Genomic DNA, 16129 nt, shown 5'->3' with positions numbered 1-16129 from the left:
TTTCTAGTAAAATTTCAAGTATTATTTGTAATTTTCTGAAAATTTTTTCAACATAAAGAAATCAGCCCTCTGGACTGATTCTTTTTACGAACTTGCTTTGTTCTCTTTAAAGACTTCTTTGAGGTAAGCATCGAAAACTTCCTCATCTGAAATCGTGTCTGAAATAAAGCTTCCATTGCTAGTGCGTTCAGACAAGTTCAAATCTTGCAATCGGCTCTGATAGATTGTTCCCTTGTTAGATTGGACAAGTAACGTTTGGTCGTTTTCTTCTACTTCTGTACTAAAAAGATCACCAACGAAACCTTGCTCTGCAACTGCTCCAGCCAAGAAGACACGGTGCGGTTTGTTTTTCAACTCACGCAAGACTTGTAGGCCTCGTTTAGCACGGCTGGTCGCTGGAATTTCCTCAATGGAAACGCGTTTCAAGCTTCCACGTTGGGTCAAGAGGTAGAAGGATGAAGTGTTACAGATAAAGGCAGCCTGAAGTGCATCGTCTGCTTTCAGGTTCATAGCCTTGACACCTGCAGCCTTGGCACCAACAACCGGAACCTCTTCGATATTGAAACGAAGGGCATAACCGTTTTGACTAATCAAGAGTACATCATCTAGTTTAATCGGAGCCACTGCTACGATCTGGTCTGTCTCGTCTTTGAGCTTAGCGTACTTGACTGATTTAGACTTGTAGGTCCGCCATGGAGAGAATTCTTTGCGTTCTACACGTTTGATTTGACCAAAGCGAGTCGCTGCAAAGTAGGTTGTCGCATCATCAAACTGATCCACTACTTCTACATAAAGGATTTCTTCGTTAGTTTCAAAGTTTGTAATGGTCTGGCTCAGGTGCTCTCCGATGTCCTTCCAGCGAATATCTGCTAACTCATGGATTGGTCTGTAGATGACATTTCCAAGAGTTGTGAACATCAAGAGGTGCTGGGTTGTCTTGGCAGCTTGCACAAAGATCAGACGATCATCATCACGTTTGCCAATTTCTTCCAGAGTGGATGCTGCAAAGGAACGTGGACTGGTACGCTTGATATAGCCTGCCTTAGTCACGCTGACATAGGTATCTTCCTCGGCAATCAAACTAGCTGTATCAATCTCGATTGCTTTCGCAGTGTCTTCTAAAGTACTCAAACGTGGTGTCGCAAATTTCTTCTTGACCTCACGAAGTTCTTTCTTCATAAGATTGTACATAGTACGTTCATCACCGATGATAGCCGCAAGCATAGCAATCTTTTCACGAAGTTCTGCTTCTTCTTCCTGCAAGACAACCACGTCTGTATTGGTCAAACGGTAAAGTTGTAAGGTCACGATAGCTTCAGCCTGCTCTTCAGTAAACTCATAGCTGACCTTGAGGTTTTCCTTGGCGTCAGCCTTGTTCTCAGAAGCCCGGATAAGGGCAATGACTTCGTCCAAAATCGAAATCACGCGAATTAAACCTTCAACGATGTGAAGACGTTTCTCAGCCTTTTCCTTGTCAAAGCGGGAACGAGCCAAAATCACTTCACGACGGTGGGCGATATAGCTAGACAGGATTGGAACAATTCCAACTTGACGAGGAGTGAAATTATCAATCGCTACCATGTTAAAGTTGTAATTGATTTGTAAGTCGGTGTATTTGAAGAGATAGTTGAGAACAAGCTCGGTATTAGCGTCTTTCTTGAGTTCGATAGCAATGCGAAGACCGTCACGGTCAGACTCATCACGAACCTCAGCAATACCAGCTACCTTGTTATTGACACGAACATCATCGATTTTCTTGACGAGATTAGCCTTATTGATTTCATAAGGAATCTCAGTGATAACGATTTGCTCCTTACCGCCTTTTAGCTTTTCAATCTCCGTCTTAGAACGAACAACCACGCGCCCTTTCCCAGTTTCATAGGCTTTCTTGATTTCATCACGCCCTTGGATGATAGCTCCTGTAGGGAAGTCTGGACCAGGTAAGAATTCCATGAGCTTGTCCACCTTGGCTGTTGGATGGTCAATCATGTAAACCGTCGCATCAATAACCTCAGCTAAATTATGTGGTGGAATGTCTGTGGCATATCCAGCCGAAATCCCAGTCGAACCATTGACCAAGAGGTTTGGAAAGGCTGCTGGTAAGACAGTCGGTTCTTTCTCGGTATCGTCAAAGTTCCAAGCAAAAGGAACTGTCTTTTTCTCGATATCTTGAAGAAGATAACCAGCAATCTCAGACAAACGAGCCTCGGTATAACGCATAGCCGCAGGCGGATCTCCGTCCATAGAACCGTTATTACCGTGCATTTCAACTAGAATCTCACGGTTTTTCCAGTCCTGAGACATACGAACCATAGCATCATAGATAGAAGAATCCCCGTGTGGGTGAAAATTCCCCATGATGTTACCGACTGACTTGGCCGATTTACGGTAGCTCTTGTCAAAAGTATTGCCATCTTTATTCATTGAATAAAGAATACGACGCTGAACCGGCTTCAATCCATCCCGAATGTCTGGCAAAGCCCGGTCTTGAATGATGTACTTGGAGTAGCGACCAAAGCGCTCTCCCATGATGTCCTCAAGGGACATGTTTTGAATGTTACTCATATAGGATACAAAGCCCGTAAAATGCAAAGTGAAAATAGGAAATTATTGCAGTGAGCGATGCTCACAAGGGAATTTATCTTTTTCACACAGCATTTAGGGCGTGTTCAACTCCTTTCAAAGAATATAGAGTAGGTTTTTATAGAATAAGGGATAATTTACAGAAATTAGTCCCGTGTTCAGTTACTATATATAACTAAACTATCTTTTCTGTAGTTTAATCTTTTAAATTATATACTTTATTTAGTTGGTGATTTGAAAGTCTCTCCTTAGCATACTGAATCATCTTCTCAGCTACTCTCATATCATAGTCAAATCCCATCTTGTGAGCAAGGAATTGAGCCTCTTGGTGGAAAAGTTCCATGGTAGCAAATAAAGACTGGGGGATTTTATCTAAACTTGTGAAATCAAGTAGATTTGAGAATTCCTTCTCTTTCTCAGCAGGTAAATAGTTAAAGAGATACTTGTAGTTCTTTCCAATATCAACTCTTCCCCTATCACTTGCTACCTGCCAGGCCATAACTTTTAAGAGTTCTTGTTGACAAATCCCGTAGAGATGGTCAGCGGCATAGAGAAGTTGCTTACGACGAATACCCTTAACCACATAGGCAGAAACCCACCAAAACTCATTGCAGACTTTTTCAAAATCAATCGCACTAGCTGGGCTTGTCCAAAAACGTTGAGGACTTGGAAAGTAGGGTTCAAATAAACCCTTCTTATCTTCTAAAACGGTGAACTCTGCTTCACTATCCACCCACTCTTGAATATACTCCGTAGGACAGAGGGTCAAATCAATCCGATTTCCATCTTCAAATAGCATCAGATAAAGTCGACGGTTACCTAGGACATTATGTTGCTCAATGATACGTGTGCCAAACTGGTCTAACCAAGCAAGGTCACTCGTCAAATTATCTAAGTCGTCCACGACATAAACAACATCATAGTCTTGAAACTCGTCTTTTGGTGCTTTTGGATTTGTCCGTGAACCAGACATGGCGACTGCATCGACCTGTAGCACTTTTGCGGTTTGCAAAATTAATCTCAGCATTTGCGCTTCACTTCTATGTTGTCTGCACATATCTTTTATAGAATTATTTTTCATTGCCGTCTTGCTCCTCTTGTTTTTGGATGCCTCGTATTCTTTTCTTCTCAAGCTCTCCTACGATCAATTGGATAGTTGAGCAAATCCCTAAAACGATTAAAATAAAATAAAACAAATTCATATCGTTTCTATGATATATTTGAAAACTTCTCCATAATACAAAAGTATTTACTAATGAAAGAAGGAAAAGTAAAATAGCATTGAATCGAAGTATTATAGCAAACTTACTCTTAAAATACCTATAATGTTTTCCAATTCTATAGAGAGTATATAGTGAAAAAACAATTATCAAAGGGGTGAACGCAAGTGCATAAAATAAGATAAACCCTATTCCTGAGTATGGTTTACTTTCCATTGGTAGATCTAATAGACAGATACCAATAGTGAGGATGTTCAATATAAACAAGGATACTGTGCGAGTACACTCTTTTCTACCTTTATTGGTCATTAAATCATATATAATTCCAAAAATGGCCAAGAGAACAAGGAAAAAAGGCATCATTAATAACGTAATCAATACCGCACCTCCAATAGTTTTAGCGATTGTTTACATACAAAAGATGATCGTCACCTTTACTTGAACTTTACAACTCCTCTGTCTGGTGAAGGTTATACCCTTCGTAATAATATGAAGCATCCACCCCCTTAAAGAAACGGGCCTGAGTGAGGTCATCCGTCAGATTATTGAGGAGGAGAAACTTGAGTTCGCCAGTCGATACCGCTCTACGCTTCGTGGCTAGGAGGTAATCTTCCTTGTCCACGTGAGACCAGTCCACGACTTGCCCCAGCTCAGCCTTGAGGAGATGATCCAGCCAGAGCCTCATACTTCTTCCGTTCCCTTCTCGAAAAGGGTGGGCGATATTTAGCTCAAGGTACTGCTCGACAATCTGCTCAAAGGTCTGCCGAGGCATCCTGTCAATATTTTCCAAGGAAGCTGCTAGATACATGACAGGCTCAAAGCGAACATTCCCTTTGGCGAGATTGACTGTCCAAATCTGGCCGGCGAAGTCATAGATTTCTTCAAATAAGAAGCCATGAATAACGGCCAGAGTCGCATAGGTGCCAGCTGCTTTATCGTCCAGAAGCTGCTTTTCAAAAAGCTCTTTCGCTCGGGTTTTGCTGATTTTTTCTTCCATCTTGGCTAGTTCAAGCGAATCCATCAGACCAAGTTTATTGTCAAGCGTCATAAATACAGCTCTTTTCATTTAGATAGATTTTCTAAGCCCTGTTCCCACAGGTTTAAAACCTACTGTCTGATAAAATCCATCCGCTTCTGATATTAATTCAATGCGAGTCAAAGGATGTTTTTGATGAATTTCAGCGATCAATCGCCGTCCCAATCCTTTTCCGCGATAGGCTTTATCAATGATAATCTCAGCTAAAAAGGTCGTCATGACTTCATCTGTCAAGTAGCGGGCAAAACCAAGGATTTTCTGGTCCTCTTCAACTACCAAGTAATGGGACAGATTTGTTGAAAATAATGATGTCACTTTTTCCTCTGTAAAAGAAATCCATTTTTCATTTTGATAAAGGGAATAAATAGCTTGACAATCCTTTGTGCTTGCAGGTCTGATTATCATTTTCTACTCCTTTCAAATCCAATGCGACCACTAATAATTTTTCAACTCAAATTTAGTTATATTCTAGTTGCTCTCCGTCGCTTCTTCCCTCGCCTTCTTAGCTGGCTTGCGTTTTTTATATCGACTACGGATAGCGTTGAGATGGTCACGGAGATCGGCATACTGCTTTTTATCTGGATAAGCATAGGCGTTGATTGCAGTAAAATCCACAAGGAAGTCATAGATTTCCTGCAACTTGAGGCGGACGGTCTTATTCTGGCTTGGAGCCTTGCCCTTGAGCTCAGTCGATCGCATAGATGACTTGTTTGCGACAAATCCCTTTAACCACGTAAGCTGATACCCACCAAAATTCATTACAGGCTTTTTTAAAATCCTTCTCAGTAGCTGGGCTTGTCCAAAAACGTTGAGGACTCGGGGAATAAGGTTCAAATAATCCCTTCTCATCTTCTAACACGGTGAACCCAGCCTCACTATCCACCCATTCTTGGATATGGTCTTTGGGGCAGAGGGTCAAATCAATCCGATTGCCATCTTCAAAGAGCATGAGATAGAGGCGACGGTGACCAAGCAAGACATGCTGCTCGATAATACGTTTGCCAAACTGGTCCAACCAAGAAAAATTTCTCGTCAGATTATCTAAATCGTCCACAACATAAACAACATCGTAGTCCTGAAACTCATCTTTTGGAGCTTTTGTATCCGTTCGTGAACCAGATAGAGCGACAGCCTCAACTTGTAAAGATCTAGCAATCTGTGAAATCGCATCAAGCATTTCTGTTTCAGTTCTCATCTTTCACTCCTTCAACACTTAGAGCTATTTGAAATTGTTTTTTATTATAAATTATAAACAATCGGTCATCTCCGACATTAGCTAAGCAATTAATCTCTATCCCCTACCAAAAAGTATTCTTGTCTTACTGATTTCGTTTGGTGTAATGGAGATAGAGAGGAGGAAGATAAGAAACCAGAATCATCAAAATCATTACCAAAAATGTCAACAGATGTATCTGAACTACATTTACAACATACGATCCCAGAACACCTACAGATAGGGGACATAAAATATAGGATAGGAAAATCAAAAGAGCCTTCCACCGTTTCTCCGGATAGACATAACACAATCGAATAAGTGTGTAGATTAAGGCTCCTGCTATCAAAGGAAAACCAAATAAAATCATGACAAAGGATGCCACTAAAGAACCGGATTCTGAGGAATCCATATTGAATAAAAGCATCAAGATCATAAAAAAGGTAAATACAATCGGTGCATATAAACCTTGGAAACTTTTTTTCGACTATTAATGTAGAATGCAAGAATAGCTGACGGTAAAGAAACTAAGAAAATTAAACCCAAGTAACTTCCAAAAATCGAATGTCCTGAACTATTCATTATTCACACTCCTTAAAACACTGTCGCTTCTTCCAGCGTAAACTTGACATTATCTTCAATCCACTTGCGGCGTGATTCAACCTTGTCTCCCATGAGGACATTGACACGGCGTTCAGCGCGGGCTAGGTCTTCGATTGTGACACGGATAAGAGTGCGGGTTTCTGGATTCATCGTTGTTTCCCAGAGTTGGTCCGCATTCATCTCACCAAAACCCTTGTAGCGTTGGAAGACAACTTCCACTTGAAAACCATTGTCTTCTCCTTCAAAGTATAGGGCTGGCGTCAAGGTTTCCTCAGCTTCATTATTGAAAGTAGTTAACTTGGAAATAGATTAGCAAACTTTACCTGTATAATTTTTGATAGCTGTGATATAATTCAAAATCCAACAATCCTGTCACAGTTTCTATAAAACGAAATCTTACTTTGCTTATTAGCTGAAATAACCTAATGTTTAGTTAAAATTAAAGATTAACCTTTTTGTCATTTTACTGATCTTTTTTAAATTCGAAGCCTTGACCATTAGTAGCAGAAAGTCCGTCTGAATTAAATATTTCAAGATGAATTGTATCTTTATCTTTCTTTTCAACCTGATATCGAATTCCATTATCATCAACTAAGTTTACAACCGAATCTTTACGATCCTTTACTTCTAGATCCTCAGCTATTTTGCTTTCACCACTTAAAATAGTCCACTTCCCACTTTCTTCTTTAAATTCATACTTAGAATTTGTTTGATTACTAGTCCATGTACCTTTTAGCCAGGCCTCCTTCGAGGCACAAGCAGATAAAATAACAGCCATAAAAGCAACTAATAGAACAGCATATATTTTTTTCATCATAACTCCTTTGTAATTCTAAAATTTATTAAAATACTGTCGCTTCTTCAAGCGTAAACTTGACATTATCTTCAATCCACTTACGGCGTGGTTCGACCTTGTCTCCCATGAGGACATTGACACGGCGTTCGGCGCGTGCTAAGTCTTCAATCGTGACACGGATAAGAGTGCGGGTTTCAGGATTCATAGTCGTCTCCCAGAGTTGGTCCGCATTCATCTCACCAAGACCTTTGTAGCGTTGGAGAGTGGCTCCTTTGCCAAATTGCTTGCGGAGTTCTTCTAGCTCTCCGTCCGTCCAAGCATAAGCTACTTCTTCTTTCTTGCCTTTGCCTTTGGACATCTTGTAAAGAGGCGGAAGGGCGATATAGACATGTCCTGCCTCAACTAGCGGACGCATGTAACGGTAGAAGAATGTTAAAAGAAGAGTCTGAATATGGGCACCGTCGGTATCGGCATCGGTCATGATAATAATCTTGTCATAGTTAGCATCTTCAAGAGAGAAGTCTGCTCCCACACCCGCACCAATGGTATAAATCATGGTATTGATTTCTTCATTTTTGAGGATATCCGCCATCTTGGCCTTGGCTGTATTGATAACCTTACCTCGAAGTGGCAAGATAGCCTGGAACTTACGGTCACGACCTTGTTTGGCAGAACCACCGGCAGAGTCCCCCTCAACCAGGTAGAGTTCATTTTTTGCAGGATTCTTAGACTGGGCTGGGGTCAATTTTCCAGACAACAAGCCCTTGTCTTTCTTGTTTTTCTTACCATTTCGGCTCTCATCACGCGCCTTGCGAGCCGCCTCACGCGCATCACGCGCCTTGATAGCCTTGCGAATGAGATTGGAAGCCAGTTCTCCATTTTCCATAAGGAAGAAGGTCAACTTATCAGCCACAATTCCATCCACAACCGGACGAGCTAGTGGACTCCCCAGTTTATCCTTGGTCTGACCCTCAAACTGGAGGTGTTCTTCAGGAACGAGAATAGAAAGAACGGCTGCTAGTCCCTCGCGGTAGTCTGACCCTTCAAGGTTTTTATCTTTTTCCTTGAGAAGTCCTGTCTTACGCGCGTAGTCATTCATGACCTTAGTAATGGCTGACTTGAGTCCTGTCTCATGTGTTCCACCATCTTTAGTACGAACGTTATTGACAAAGGATAGAATGTTATCTGAAAATCCATCATTGTACTGGAGGGCAACTTCCACTTGAAATCCATTGTCTTCGCCTTCAAAGTATAGAACTGGCGTCAAGGTTTCCTTGTCTTCGTTGAGGTAAGAAACAAAGTCCTGCACCCCATTTTCATAGTGAAACTCGATCGCTTCTTCTGTTCGCTTGTCAGTTAGAGACAAGGTCACATTTTTCAAGAGAAATGCTGACTCATTGAGGCGCTCTGAAATGGTATTGTACTTGAAGTCTGTCGTAGAAAAAATCGTCGCGTCAGGCATGAAGGTAACTTTGGTACCTGTCTTAGACTTAGGTGCCGTACCAACTTTCTTCAAGGTTGTGACTGGTTTTCCACCATTTTCAAAACGTTGCTTGTAGACTGTACCGTCACGAGTGATTTCTACTTCTAACCAACTAGAAAGGGCATTAACAACGGATGATCCAACCCCGTGGAGACCTCCAGATGTCTTATAGCCCCCTTGACCGAATTTTCCCCCAGCATGAAGAATAGTAAAGATAACCTCAACTGTCGGAATCCCCATAGCGTGCATACCAGTTGGCATCCCACGTCCATGGTCTTGAACCGTTAAACTACCGTCTTTATTAATCGTCACATCGATGCGATCACCAAATCCAGATAAGGCTTCATCGACTGCATTGTCGACAATTTCCCAGACTAAATGATGGAGACCAGCACCATCGGTCGATCCGATATACATCCCTGGACGTTTACGGACCGCATCCAACCCTTCTAGCACCTGAATGGCGTCATCATTATAATTGTTAATATTGATTTCCTTTTTTGACACAAGGAACCTCCTATTTGTTCATCTTTTCTATTTTACAGGTTTTCTAGCGATTTTGCAAAGTTTTTCCCATTCAGCTGTCACAATTTCACAGGATATTCTCTGACTTTCTATACCATTTCATGGTATAATAGTTCTATGATGACATTTGTATTATTAATTCTAGCTTATTTGCTAGGTTCGATTCCGTCTGGTCTATGGATTGGACAAATCTTTTTTCAAACAAATCTGCGTGAACATGGTTCTGGAAACACCGGAACGACCAATACTTTCCGAATTTTAGGTAAGAAAGCGGGTATGGCAACCTTTGTGATTGACTTCTTTAAAGGGACCTTGGCCACTTTGCTTCCTATTCTTTTCCACCAACAAGGTGTATCACCTCTTGTCTTTGGACTTTTGGCTGTCATTGGACATACCTTCCCTATCTTTGCAGGCTTTAAGGGGGGCAAGGCTGTCGCAACTAGCGCTGGAGTTGTTTTCGGATTTGCGCCTGTCTTCTGTCTCTACCTAGCAGTCGTATTCTTTGGAACCCTCTATCTTGGTAGTATGATTTCCTTGTCTAGCGTTGCCGCTTCTATCGCAGCCGTTATCGGAGTTCTCCTATTTCCACTATTTGATTTTATCCTAAACAGCTATGACCCTCTCTTCATTTTGATTATCCTAGCACTTGCTAGCTTGATTATCATTCGTCACAAAGATAATATCACACGTATCAAAAATAAAACTGAAAATCTCGTTCCTTGGGGACTAAACTTGACACATCAAGATCCTAAAAAATAAAACGCCAGTTTAAACTGACGTTTTTTTGTATGCTTATTTTGACTTGATGTAGTTGATACCGTCTGCCTTAGGCGCAACTGCTTTTCCAAAGAAGGCTGCCAAGACAAGGATGGTCAAGACATAAGGTGCGATTTGAAGATAAACCGCAGGCACTCCTTGTAGGAAAGGTAATTGAGAACCGATAACAGCCAAACTTTGTGAAAGTCCAAAGAAAAGACTGGAAAGCATAGCACCAATTGGGTTCCATTTACCAAAGATCATCGCAGCAAGGGCGATAAATCCAGGACCAACAATAGTTGTCACTGAGAAGTTAACTGAGATTGATTGAGCATAAATCGCTCCGCCAATTCCACCTAGGAAACCTGAAATAACAACCCCTAAATATCGCATCATGTAGACATTGATCCCCAAGGTATCCGCTGCCTGAGGGTGTTCACCAACAGAGCGAAGGCGAAGACCAAAACGTGTCTTAAAGAGAATAAACCATGCAAAGAATGAGAAGGCAGTCGCGATATAACCTAGTAGACTGGTTGACTTGAAGAAGATATCTCCAATCACTGGGATGTCAGCCAAAACTGGGAAATCAAAACGTCCAAAAGTCTGGCTTAAGTTATCCGTTTGTCCTTTGTTATAAAGAACTTTAACCAAGAAAACCGCTAGGGCAGGAGCCATCAAGTTCAATACTGTACCACTGACAACATGGTCCGCACGGAAATGAACTGTAGCGACTGCATGGATGAGGGAGAAAATAGCTCCCACGATACCAGCAACTAACAAGGAAATCCAAGGAGTCGCTGCTCCAAGTTGTTCTGCAAACTCAAGGTTAAAGACAACCCCAGAAAAGGCTCCCATAACCATAATTCCTTCAAGACCGACGTTAACGACACCACCACGTTCAGAGAAAACCCCTCCGATACTCGTAAAAATAAGTGGTGCTGAGTATATCAGCATAGAAGAGACCAAGAGGGTGAGTAATGTTGTAATAGACATCCTTACTTACCTCCTTTAACTTGTTTTTTAGGTTTGACAAAGCGTTCGATAATGTAGTGAACACTGACAAAGAAGATAATGGACGCTGTTACAATGCTAACAAGCTCAGACGGAACTTGCGCTGCGTTCATACCTGGTGCTCCTACTTGCAAAACTCCAAATAAGAAGGCTGCAAAGAGAATTCCAATTGGTGAATTTCCAGCAAGCAAACTAACTGCCATCCCGTTAAATCCGATAGCCAATGATGATCCCTGAACGTAAACGTTTTGGAAGGTTCCAAGACCTTCGACAGCTCCACCAAGACCAGCCAAGGCACCAGAGATAATCATTGATAGGATGATTGTACGTTTTGCTGAAATACCAGCGTACTCTGAAGCATGGGGATTGAGACCAACTGCGCGAATTTCAAAACCGAGAGTCGTTTTCTTGAGCAAGAACCAAATCACACAAACAGCAATGATTGCAAAGAAGATTCCGATATTCATACGAGAATTTCCAGTCAACTCTGATAACCATGGTGTCTGGTATGTAGCATTGGCACTAACACGAATCGTTGAGTCTGTACTTTGCATAATATCTTTAGGAAAGGCATGAATAAAGGCATTTCCCACATACAATACAATGTAGTTCATCATGATGGTCACGATAACCTCTGACGTACCGAGATAGGCTCTGAGGATACCTGGAATCGCACCAACAATTCCACCTGCGATCAAAGCAATGATTACTGTCAATGGAATCAACACGAGACGAGGCATATCTGGATTTGACAAGGCAAACCAACCACTGAGAATCCAGCCTGCCAAAGCCTGACCAGGAAGTCCGACGTTAAAGAAACCTGCACGACTGGCAACTGCGAAACCTAGACCTATCAAGACAAGAGGACCCATGGCACGGAAAATTTCTCCAATCCCACGGAGGCTACCAAAAGCTGTATAGAACAACTCCTCATAGCCCCAGATAGCATCATATCCGAAGATCCACATGACAATGGCTCCGAGCAAGATTCCTAAGAATACGGAAATCAAGGGAACCGAAATTTGTTGTAATTTTTTAGACATCACTCTTCTCCTTTCCCAAGTTTCCACCTGCCATCAAGACACCAAGTTCTTGTTTGTTAGTCGTTTCTGGCGATACAATACCTTGAATCTTACCATCGTGAATAACAGCAATTCGGTCTGAGACATTTAAAATCTCATCCAATTCAAAGCTGACAACAAGGACAGCCTTCCCGTTATCACGTTCTTCAATCAAACGTTTGTGGATATATTCAATGGCACCGACATCCAAACCACGAGTTGGCTGACTGACGATAAGGAGATCAGGATCACGATCAATCTCACGAGCGATAATCGCTTTTTGTTGATTTCCTCCTGAAAGAGCTGCTGCTGGAACAAATTCACTTGCCGCACGAACATCAAATTCTTCCATCAATTTCTTAGCATGTGAAGTGATATTGGCATAGTTCAAGATACCATTCTTGCTGAGTGGTTCTTTATAGTAGGTTTGAAGAGCGATATTTTCTGAAATCATCATCTCCAAAATCAAGCCATCACGGTGACGATCCTCAGGAACGTGCCCCACGCTTAGTTCTGTAATTTGTCGAGGATGCATCCCTACGATTGATTTGCCTTTTAATTCAACGCTACCTGATTCAACCTTACGAAGACCAGTAATGGCTTGAATGAGTTCAGATTGACCATTGCCATCAATACCTGCAATACCGACAATTTCACCAGCACGAACATCCAAAGAAAGATTCTTCACAGCTGGTACACCACGGTTTTCATTGACAACTAGGTCTTTGATAGACAAGACCACTTCTTTTGGTTGTGGTGCTTGTTTTTCCGTTTTAAAGGAGACTGAGCGTCCAACCATCATTTCCGCCAAGTCCGCATTTGTTGCCCCTGCAATTTCAACCGTCTGGATTGATTTCCCGCGACGGATAACCGTCACTCGATTCGATACCGCACGAATCTCATCCAGTTTATGGGTAATCAAAATGATGGACTTCCCTTCTTTGACAAGGTTTTTCATGATTGCCATCAACTCATCAATCTCTGAAGGAGTCAATACGGCTGTAGGTTCGTCAAAGATAAGGATATCAGCACCACGATAGAGTGTTTTCAAGATTTCTACACGTTGTTGGGCACCAACGGAAATATCCGCCACCTTAGCAGCAGGATCCACTGCCAAACCATAACGTTCAGAAAGAGCCTTGATTTCTTTAGTAGCACCAGCTATATCTAGAACACCATTTTTAGTGATTTCACTCCCCAAAATGATATTCTCAGCTACTGTAAAAGCCTCAACCAACATAAAATGTTGGTGAACCATCCCAATTCCAAGACCAGCGGCTTTAGATGGTGAGTCTAGTTTTACAACCTGACCATTCACCACAATTTCACCACTCGTTGGCTCAAGAAGTCCTGCCAGCATATTCATCAGAGTAGATTTACCCGCTCCATTTTCTCCTAAAAGTGCATGAATTTCACCTTTTCGCAGTTGCAAGTTGATTTTGTCGTTTGCTACAAATTCACCAAACACCTTGGTAATATCCCGCATCTCAATGACATTTTCGTGTGCCATATGCTCTTCCTTTCAGAGGTTTATTTTATTTCAATAAAACCTGCTAATCACATTAACAAGCTCTATTGAGACAAAAATTGCCTCAATTCTTAAAGAAGCGACCAATGGCCGCTTCCTAAGAAATGACTTTTATCCATTATTTTTCAGGAACTTTTACGCTTCCGTCAAGGATTTTAGCTTTTGCATCTTCAACAGCTTTTTTACCCTCTTCTGAAAGGTTTGTTACTGCTAGCTCAACCCCTTTATCTTTCAATGAGTAAACAATCACTTGTCCACCAGGGAATTCACCTTTTTCTGTTTTGTTGGCAATATCTTTTACAGTTGTACCAACTTGTTTCAATGTAGATACAAGAACAAAGTTAGATTCTTTACCATCTTTAGAAGTGTATTTACCTTCTGCTGCTTGGTCACGGTCTACACCGATAACCCAAACTTTTTCGTCTTCATTTTTGTTTTCGTTCAATGATTTTGCTTCAGCAAAGACACCAGCACCTGTACCTCCAGCCGCTTGGTAGACAACGTCTGCACCGGCAGCGTATTGAGCTGCTGCAATTGTTTTACCTTTGGCAGCATCACCAAATGAACCAGCGTAGTCAACTTGGACTTTGATAGATGGGTCTACTGATTCAACACCAGCTTTGAATCCAGCTGCAAAACGTGAAATAACTTCAGATTCGATACCACCTACAAAACCAACTTGTTTTGTTTTCGTAGTTTTCGCTGCTGCAACACCAGCAAGGTAAGCTGCTTCGTTATCCGCAAATCTTACGCTCGCAACATTATTTTGACCTTCAATCACATCATCAATCAAGACATAGTTTAGGTCAGAGTGGTCCTTTGCTGCTTCCTCAACTGCATTGTGAAGGGCAAAACCAACACCGAAGATCAGGTTGTAACTTCCAGCCGCTTGTTGCAAGTTGTTAGCATAGTCTGCTTCACTTGTTGATTGTAAATAAGTAAAGCCTTTATCTTTAGAAAGATTGTGTTCTTTACCCCAGTCTTGCAAACCTTCCCAAGCTGATTGGTTAAATGATTTGTCATCAACACCACCAGTATCTGTTACGATCGCTGCTTTGGTCTTCATTTCAGATGAAGATGAAGCTGCGTTACGAGAAGAGCGGTTACCACATGCAGCAAGTCCAACTGCTGCTACTGCAACTAGACCAAGGCCTAGCCATTGTTTCTTGTTCATTACTGAACCTCCTAAATATGATGTGCAACGATGTTGCAAGTATGGATTGATTGGCCACAAGGACCGCGTCACTCAGAGAGTGGCCAGACTAGTTTAAGTCTGTAAATGAGTATGGAAGTAACTCCCCGACCGTCATCTCGACCGTCGATCTATCTTTAGCGACTAATGTCACTTTTAGATCTTGTTCAAAAAATTCAACCATGACCTGGCGGCAAGCACCACATGGCGAGATGGGTTTTTCAGTTTGTCCGTAGACAATCAATTCTGAAAACTCTCGTTGCCCCTCAGAGACTGCTTTAAAAATAGCAGTACGTTCTCCACAATTAGTCAAGGGATAACTAGCATTCTCGATGTTCACACCCGTATAAATACTACCATCCTTGGCTACTAAAACAGCACCTATGGGAAAACGAGAATAGGGGACATAGGCTTGTTTGCTGGTTTCAATTGCTAGTTCAATTAACTCAGTAGTCGCCATCTGCCAATTCTCCTTTTAAGATTGTTACACCAGCAGATGTTCCGATACGGGTAGCGCCTGCTTCCACAAAAGCGACAGCATCTGCATATGAACGAGCTCCACCAGCTGCCTTAACTCCCATATCTGGCCCGACTGTTTCACGCATCAACTGAACGTCCTCAATAGTGGCACCACCAGTTGAAAATCCAGTTGATGTTTTGACAAAGTCAGCACCCGCTTTCTGGGATAATTGGCAGGCCACAACCTTTTCATCGTCTGTCAACAAGCAAGCTTCGATAATGACCTTAACCAGCTTGTCACCACTTGCTTCTACGACAGCACGGATGTCCGATTCAACTAAATCCAGATTGCCTGATTTGAGGGCACCAACATTGATAACTATATCAATCTCATCTGCACCGTTTTGGACAGCTTCTTTTGTTTCAAAAGCTTTCACAGCTGAAGTTGTTGCTCCCAAAGGAAAACCTACTACTGTACAAACCTTTACATCTGAGCCTTCAAGCCCTGTTTTCGCATGTTTAACCCATGTGGGATTGACACAAACGCTAGCAAAGTCATACTCACGCGCTTCAGATAGCAAACGATCAATTTGTTCTTGGCTTGCATCTTGCTTTAAAAGCGTATGATCAATATATTTATTTAACTTCATATTCGGATTCTCC

14 protein-coding genes and 3 pseudogenes are annotated in these 16129 nt (G+C 41.8%); 1 reads left to right on the top strand and 16 read right to left on the bottom strand.

Annotation, left to right across the window (positions count from 1 at the left end; translation table 11 throughout):
• Positions 1–84: 84 nt before the first annotated feature.
• The 10 genes and pseudogenes from parC to parE all read right to left on the bottom strand — a co-directional run bounded on the left by parC (position 85) and on the right by parE (position 9441).
• The gene (gene parC, locus B7723_RS04270; protein WP_084849783.1) at positions 85–2565 is read right to left on the bottom strand and encodes a DNA topoisomerase IV subunit A; all 2481 of its coding nucleotides are present in this window, start codon (positions 2563–2565) and stop codon (positions 85–87) included.
• A 214-nt stretch (positions 2566–2779) separates the two neighbouring features.
• Positions 2780–3664 (bottom strand): aminoglycoside 6-adenylyltransferase, encoded by an 885-nt coding sequence (locus B7723_RS04265; RefSeq protein WP_084849784.1) that lies wholly within the window; start codon positions 3662–3664, stop codon positions 2780–2782.
• On the bottom strand, positions 3654–4166 hold the full coding sequence (locus B7723_RS04260; RefSeq protein ID WP_084849785.1) for a hypothetical protein: 513 nt from the start codon (positions 4164–4166) through the stop codon (positions 3654–3656). Before B7723_RS04260 ends, B7723_RS04265 begins: the two co-directional genes overlap by 11 nt.
• 82 nt (positions 4167–4248) lie before the next feature.
• Positions 4249–4851 (bottom strand): protein adenylyltransferase Fic, encoded by a 603-nt coding sequence (gene fic / locus B7723_RS04255; RefSeq protein WP_084849865.1) that lies wholly within the window; start codon positions 4849–4851, stop codon positions 4249–4251.
• Positions 4852–4869: 18 nt separating this feature from the next.
• The gene (locus B7723_RS04250) at positions 4870–5244 is read right to left on the bottom strand and encodes a GNAT family N-acetyltransferase (RefSeq protein ID WP_084849786.1); all 375 of its coding nucleotides are present in this window, start codon (positions 5242–5244) and stop codon (positions 4870–4872) included.
• A gap of 63 nt (positions 5245–5307) precedes the next feature.
• A pseudogene (locus B7723_RS04245) lies at positions 5308–5535 on the bottom strand (hypothetical protein); the annotation flags it as partial.
• Positions 5528–6034: pseudogene (locus tag B7723_RS04240) on the bottom strand (aminoglycoside 6-adenylyltransferase); the annotation flags it as partial. The pseudogenes B7723_RS04240 and B7723_RS04245, both read right to left, overlap by 8 nt.
• A gap of 612 nt (positions 6035–6646) precedes the next feature.
• Positions 6647–6859 (bottom strand): annotated as a pseudogene (locus B7723_RS04230) (toprim domain-containing protein); the annotation flags it as partial.
• 259 nt (positions 6860–7118) lie between these two features.
• The gene (locus B7723_RS04225; RefSeq protein ID WP_000725494.1) at positions 7119–7469 is read right to left on the bottom strand and encodes a lipoprotein; all 351 of its coding nucleotides are present in this window, start codon (positions 7467–7469) and stop codon (positions 7119–7121) included.
• 28 nt (positions 7470–7497) lie between these two features.
• Positions 7498–9441 (bottom strand): DNA topoisomerase IV subunit B, encoded by a 1944-nt coding sequence (gene parE, locus B7723_RS04220; protein WP_084849788.1) that lies wholly within the window; start codon positions 9439–9441, stop codon positions 7498–7500.
• A 135-nt stretch (positions 9442–9576) separates the two neighbouring features.
• Between parE and plsY the strand changes: the two genes are divergently transcribed.
• Positions 9577–10218 (top strand): glycerol-3-phosphate 1-O-acyltransferase PlsY, encoded by a 642-nt coding sequence (gene plsY / locus B7723_RS04215; RefSeq protein WP_084849789.1) that lies wholly within the window; start codon positions 9577–9579, stop codon positions 10216–10218.
• Between the two features lie 33 nt (positions 10219–10251).
• On the opposite strand, the gene B7723_RS04210 is transcribed toward plsY, so the two are convergent.
• The 6 genes from B7723_RS04210 to deoC form a co-directional block, all read right to left on the bottom strand.
• Entirely contained in the window at positions 10252–11208 is a 957-nt protein-coding gene (locus tag B7723_RS04210) for an ABC transporter permease (protein ID WP_084849790.1), read from the bottom strand.
• A 2-nt stretch (positions 11209–11210) separates the two neighbouring features.
• On the bottom strand, positions 11211–12269 hold the full coding sequence (locus B7723_RS04205) for an ABC transporter permease (protein ID WP_000038682.1): 1059 nt from the start codon (positions 12267–12269) through the stop codon (positions 11211–11213).
• A complete protein-coding gene (locus B7723_RS04200) occupies positions 12262–13797 on the bottom strand; it encodes an ABC transporter ATP-binding protein (RefSeq protein WP_000929834.1) in 1536 nt (511 codons plus the stop codon). Before B7723_RS04200 ends, B7723_RS04205 begins: the two co-directional genes overlap by 8 nt.
• A 136-nt stretch (positions 13798–13933) precedes the next feature.
• Positions 13934–14989, bottom strand: coding sequence for a BMP family lipoprotein (locus B7723_RS04195; protein WP_084849792.1), 1056 nt, complete (start codon positions 14987–14989; stop codon positions 13934–13936).
• An 88-nt stretch (positions 14990–15077) separates the two neighbouring features.
• A complete protein-coding gene (locus tag B7723_RS04190; RefSeq protein WP_065371836.1) occupies positions 15078–15467 on the bottom strand; it encodes a cytidine deaminase in 390 nt (129 codons plus the stop codon).
• Complete coding sequence (deoC, locus tag B7723_RS04185) at positions 15454–16116, bottom strand: deoxyribose-phosphate aldolase (RefSeq protein WP_065371837.1); 663 nt, start codon at positions 16114–16116, stop codon at positions 15454–15456. The genes B7723_RS04190 and deoC overlap by 14 nt, the downstream gene beginning before the upstream one ends.
• Positions 16117–16129: the final 13 nt, after the last annotated feature.

Source organism: Streptococcus oralis subsp. oralis (genome assembly GCF_002096435.1).
Lineage (GTDB): Bacteria > Bacillota > Bacilli > Lactobacillales > Streptococcaceae > Streptococcus > Streptococcus oralis_AA.
Note: the sequence above shows the minus strand (reverse complement) of the source record. Positions and strands in the feature narration are given on the sequence as shown.

Bases quoted from the DNA above. Each gene is read 5' to 3' on its own strand.
- parC (WP_084849783.1), bottom strand. From the start codon at position 2,565: ATGAGTAACATTCAAAACATGTCCCTTGAGGACATCATGGGAGAGCGC.
- B7723_RS04265 (WP_084849784.1), bottom strand. From the start codon at position 3,664: ATGAAAAATAATTCTATAAAAGATATGTGCAGACAACATAGAAGTGAA.
- B7723_RS04260 (WP_084849785.1), bottom strand. From the start codon at position 4,166: ATGATGCCTTTTTTCCTTGTTCTCTTGGCCATTTTTGGAATTATATAT.
- fic (WP_084849865.1), bottom strand. From the start codon at position 4,851: ATGACGCTTGACAATAAACTTGGTCTGATGGATTCGCTTGAACTAGCC.
- B7723_RS04250 (WP_084849786.1), bottom strand. From the start codon at position 5,244: ATGATAATCAGACCTGCAAGCACAAAGGATTGTCAAGCTATTTATTCC.
- B7723_RS04225 (WP_000725494.1), bottom strand. From the start codon at position 7,469: ATGAAAAAAATATATGCTGTTCTATTAGTTGCTTTTATGGCTGTTATT.
- plsY (WP_084849789.1), top strand. From the start codon at position 9,577: ATGATGACATTTGTATTATTAATTCTAGCTTATTTGCTAGGTTCGATT.
- B7723_RS04210 (WP_084849790.1), bottom strand. From the start codon at position 11,208: ATGTCTATTACAACATTACTCACCCTCTTGGTCTCTTCTATGCTGATA.
- B7723_RS04205 (WP_000038682.1), bottom strand. From the start codon at position 12,269: ATGTCTAAAAAATTACAACAAATTTCGGTTCCCTTGATTTCCGTATTC.
- B7723_RS04200 (WP_000929834.1), bottom strand. From the start codon at position 13,797: ATGGCACACGAAAATGTCATTGAGATGCGGGATATTACCAAGGTGTTT.
- B7723_RS04195 (WP_084849792.1), bottom strand. From the start codon at position 14,989: ATGAACAAGAAACAATGGCTAGGCCTTGGTCTAGTTGCAGTAGCAGCA.
- B7723_RS04190 (WP_065371836.1), bottom strand. From the start codon at position 15,467: ATGGCGACTACTGAGTTAATTGAACTAGCAATTGAAACCAGCAAACAA.
- deoC (WP_065371837.1), bottom strand. From the start codon at position 16,116: ATGAAGTTAAATAAATATATTGATCATACGCTTTTAAAGCAAGATGCA.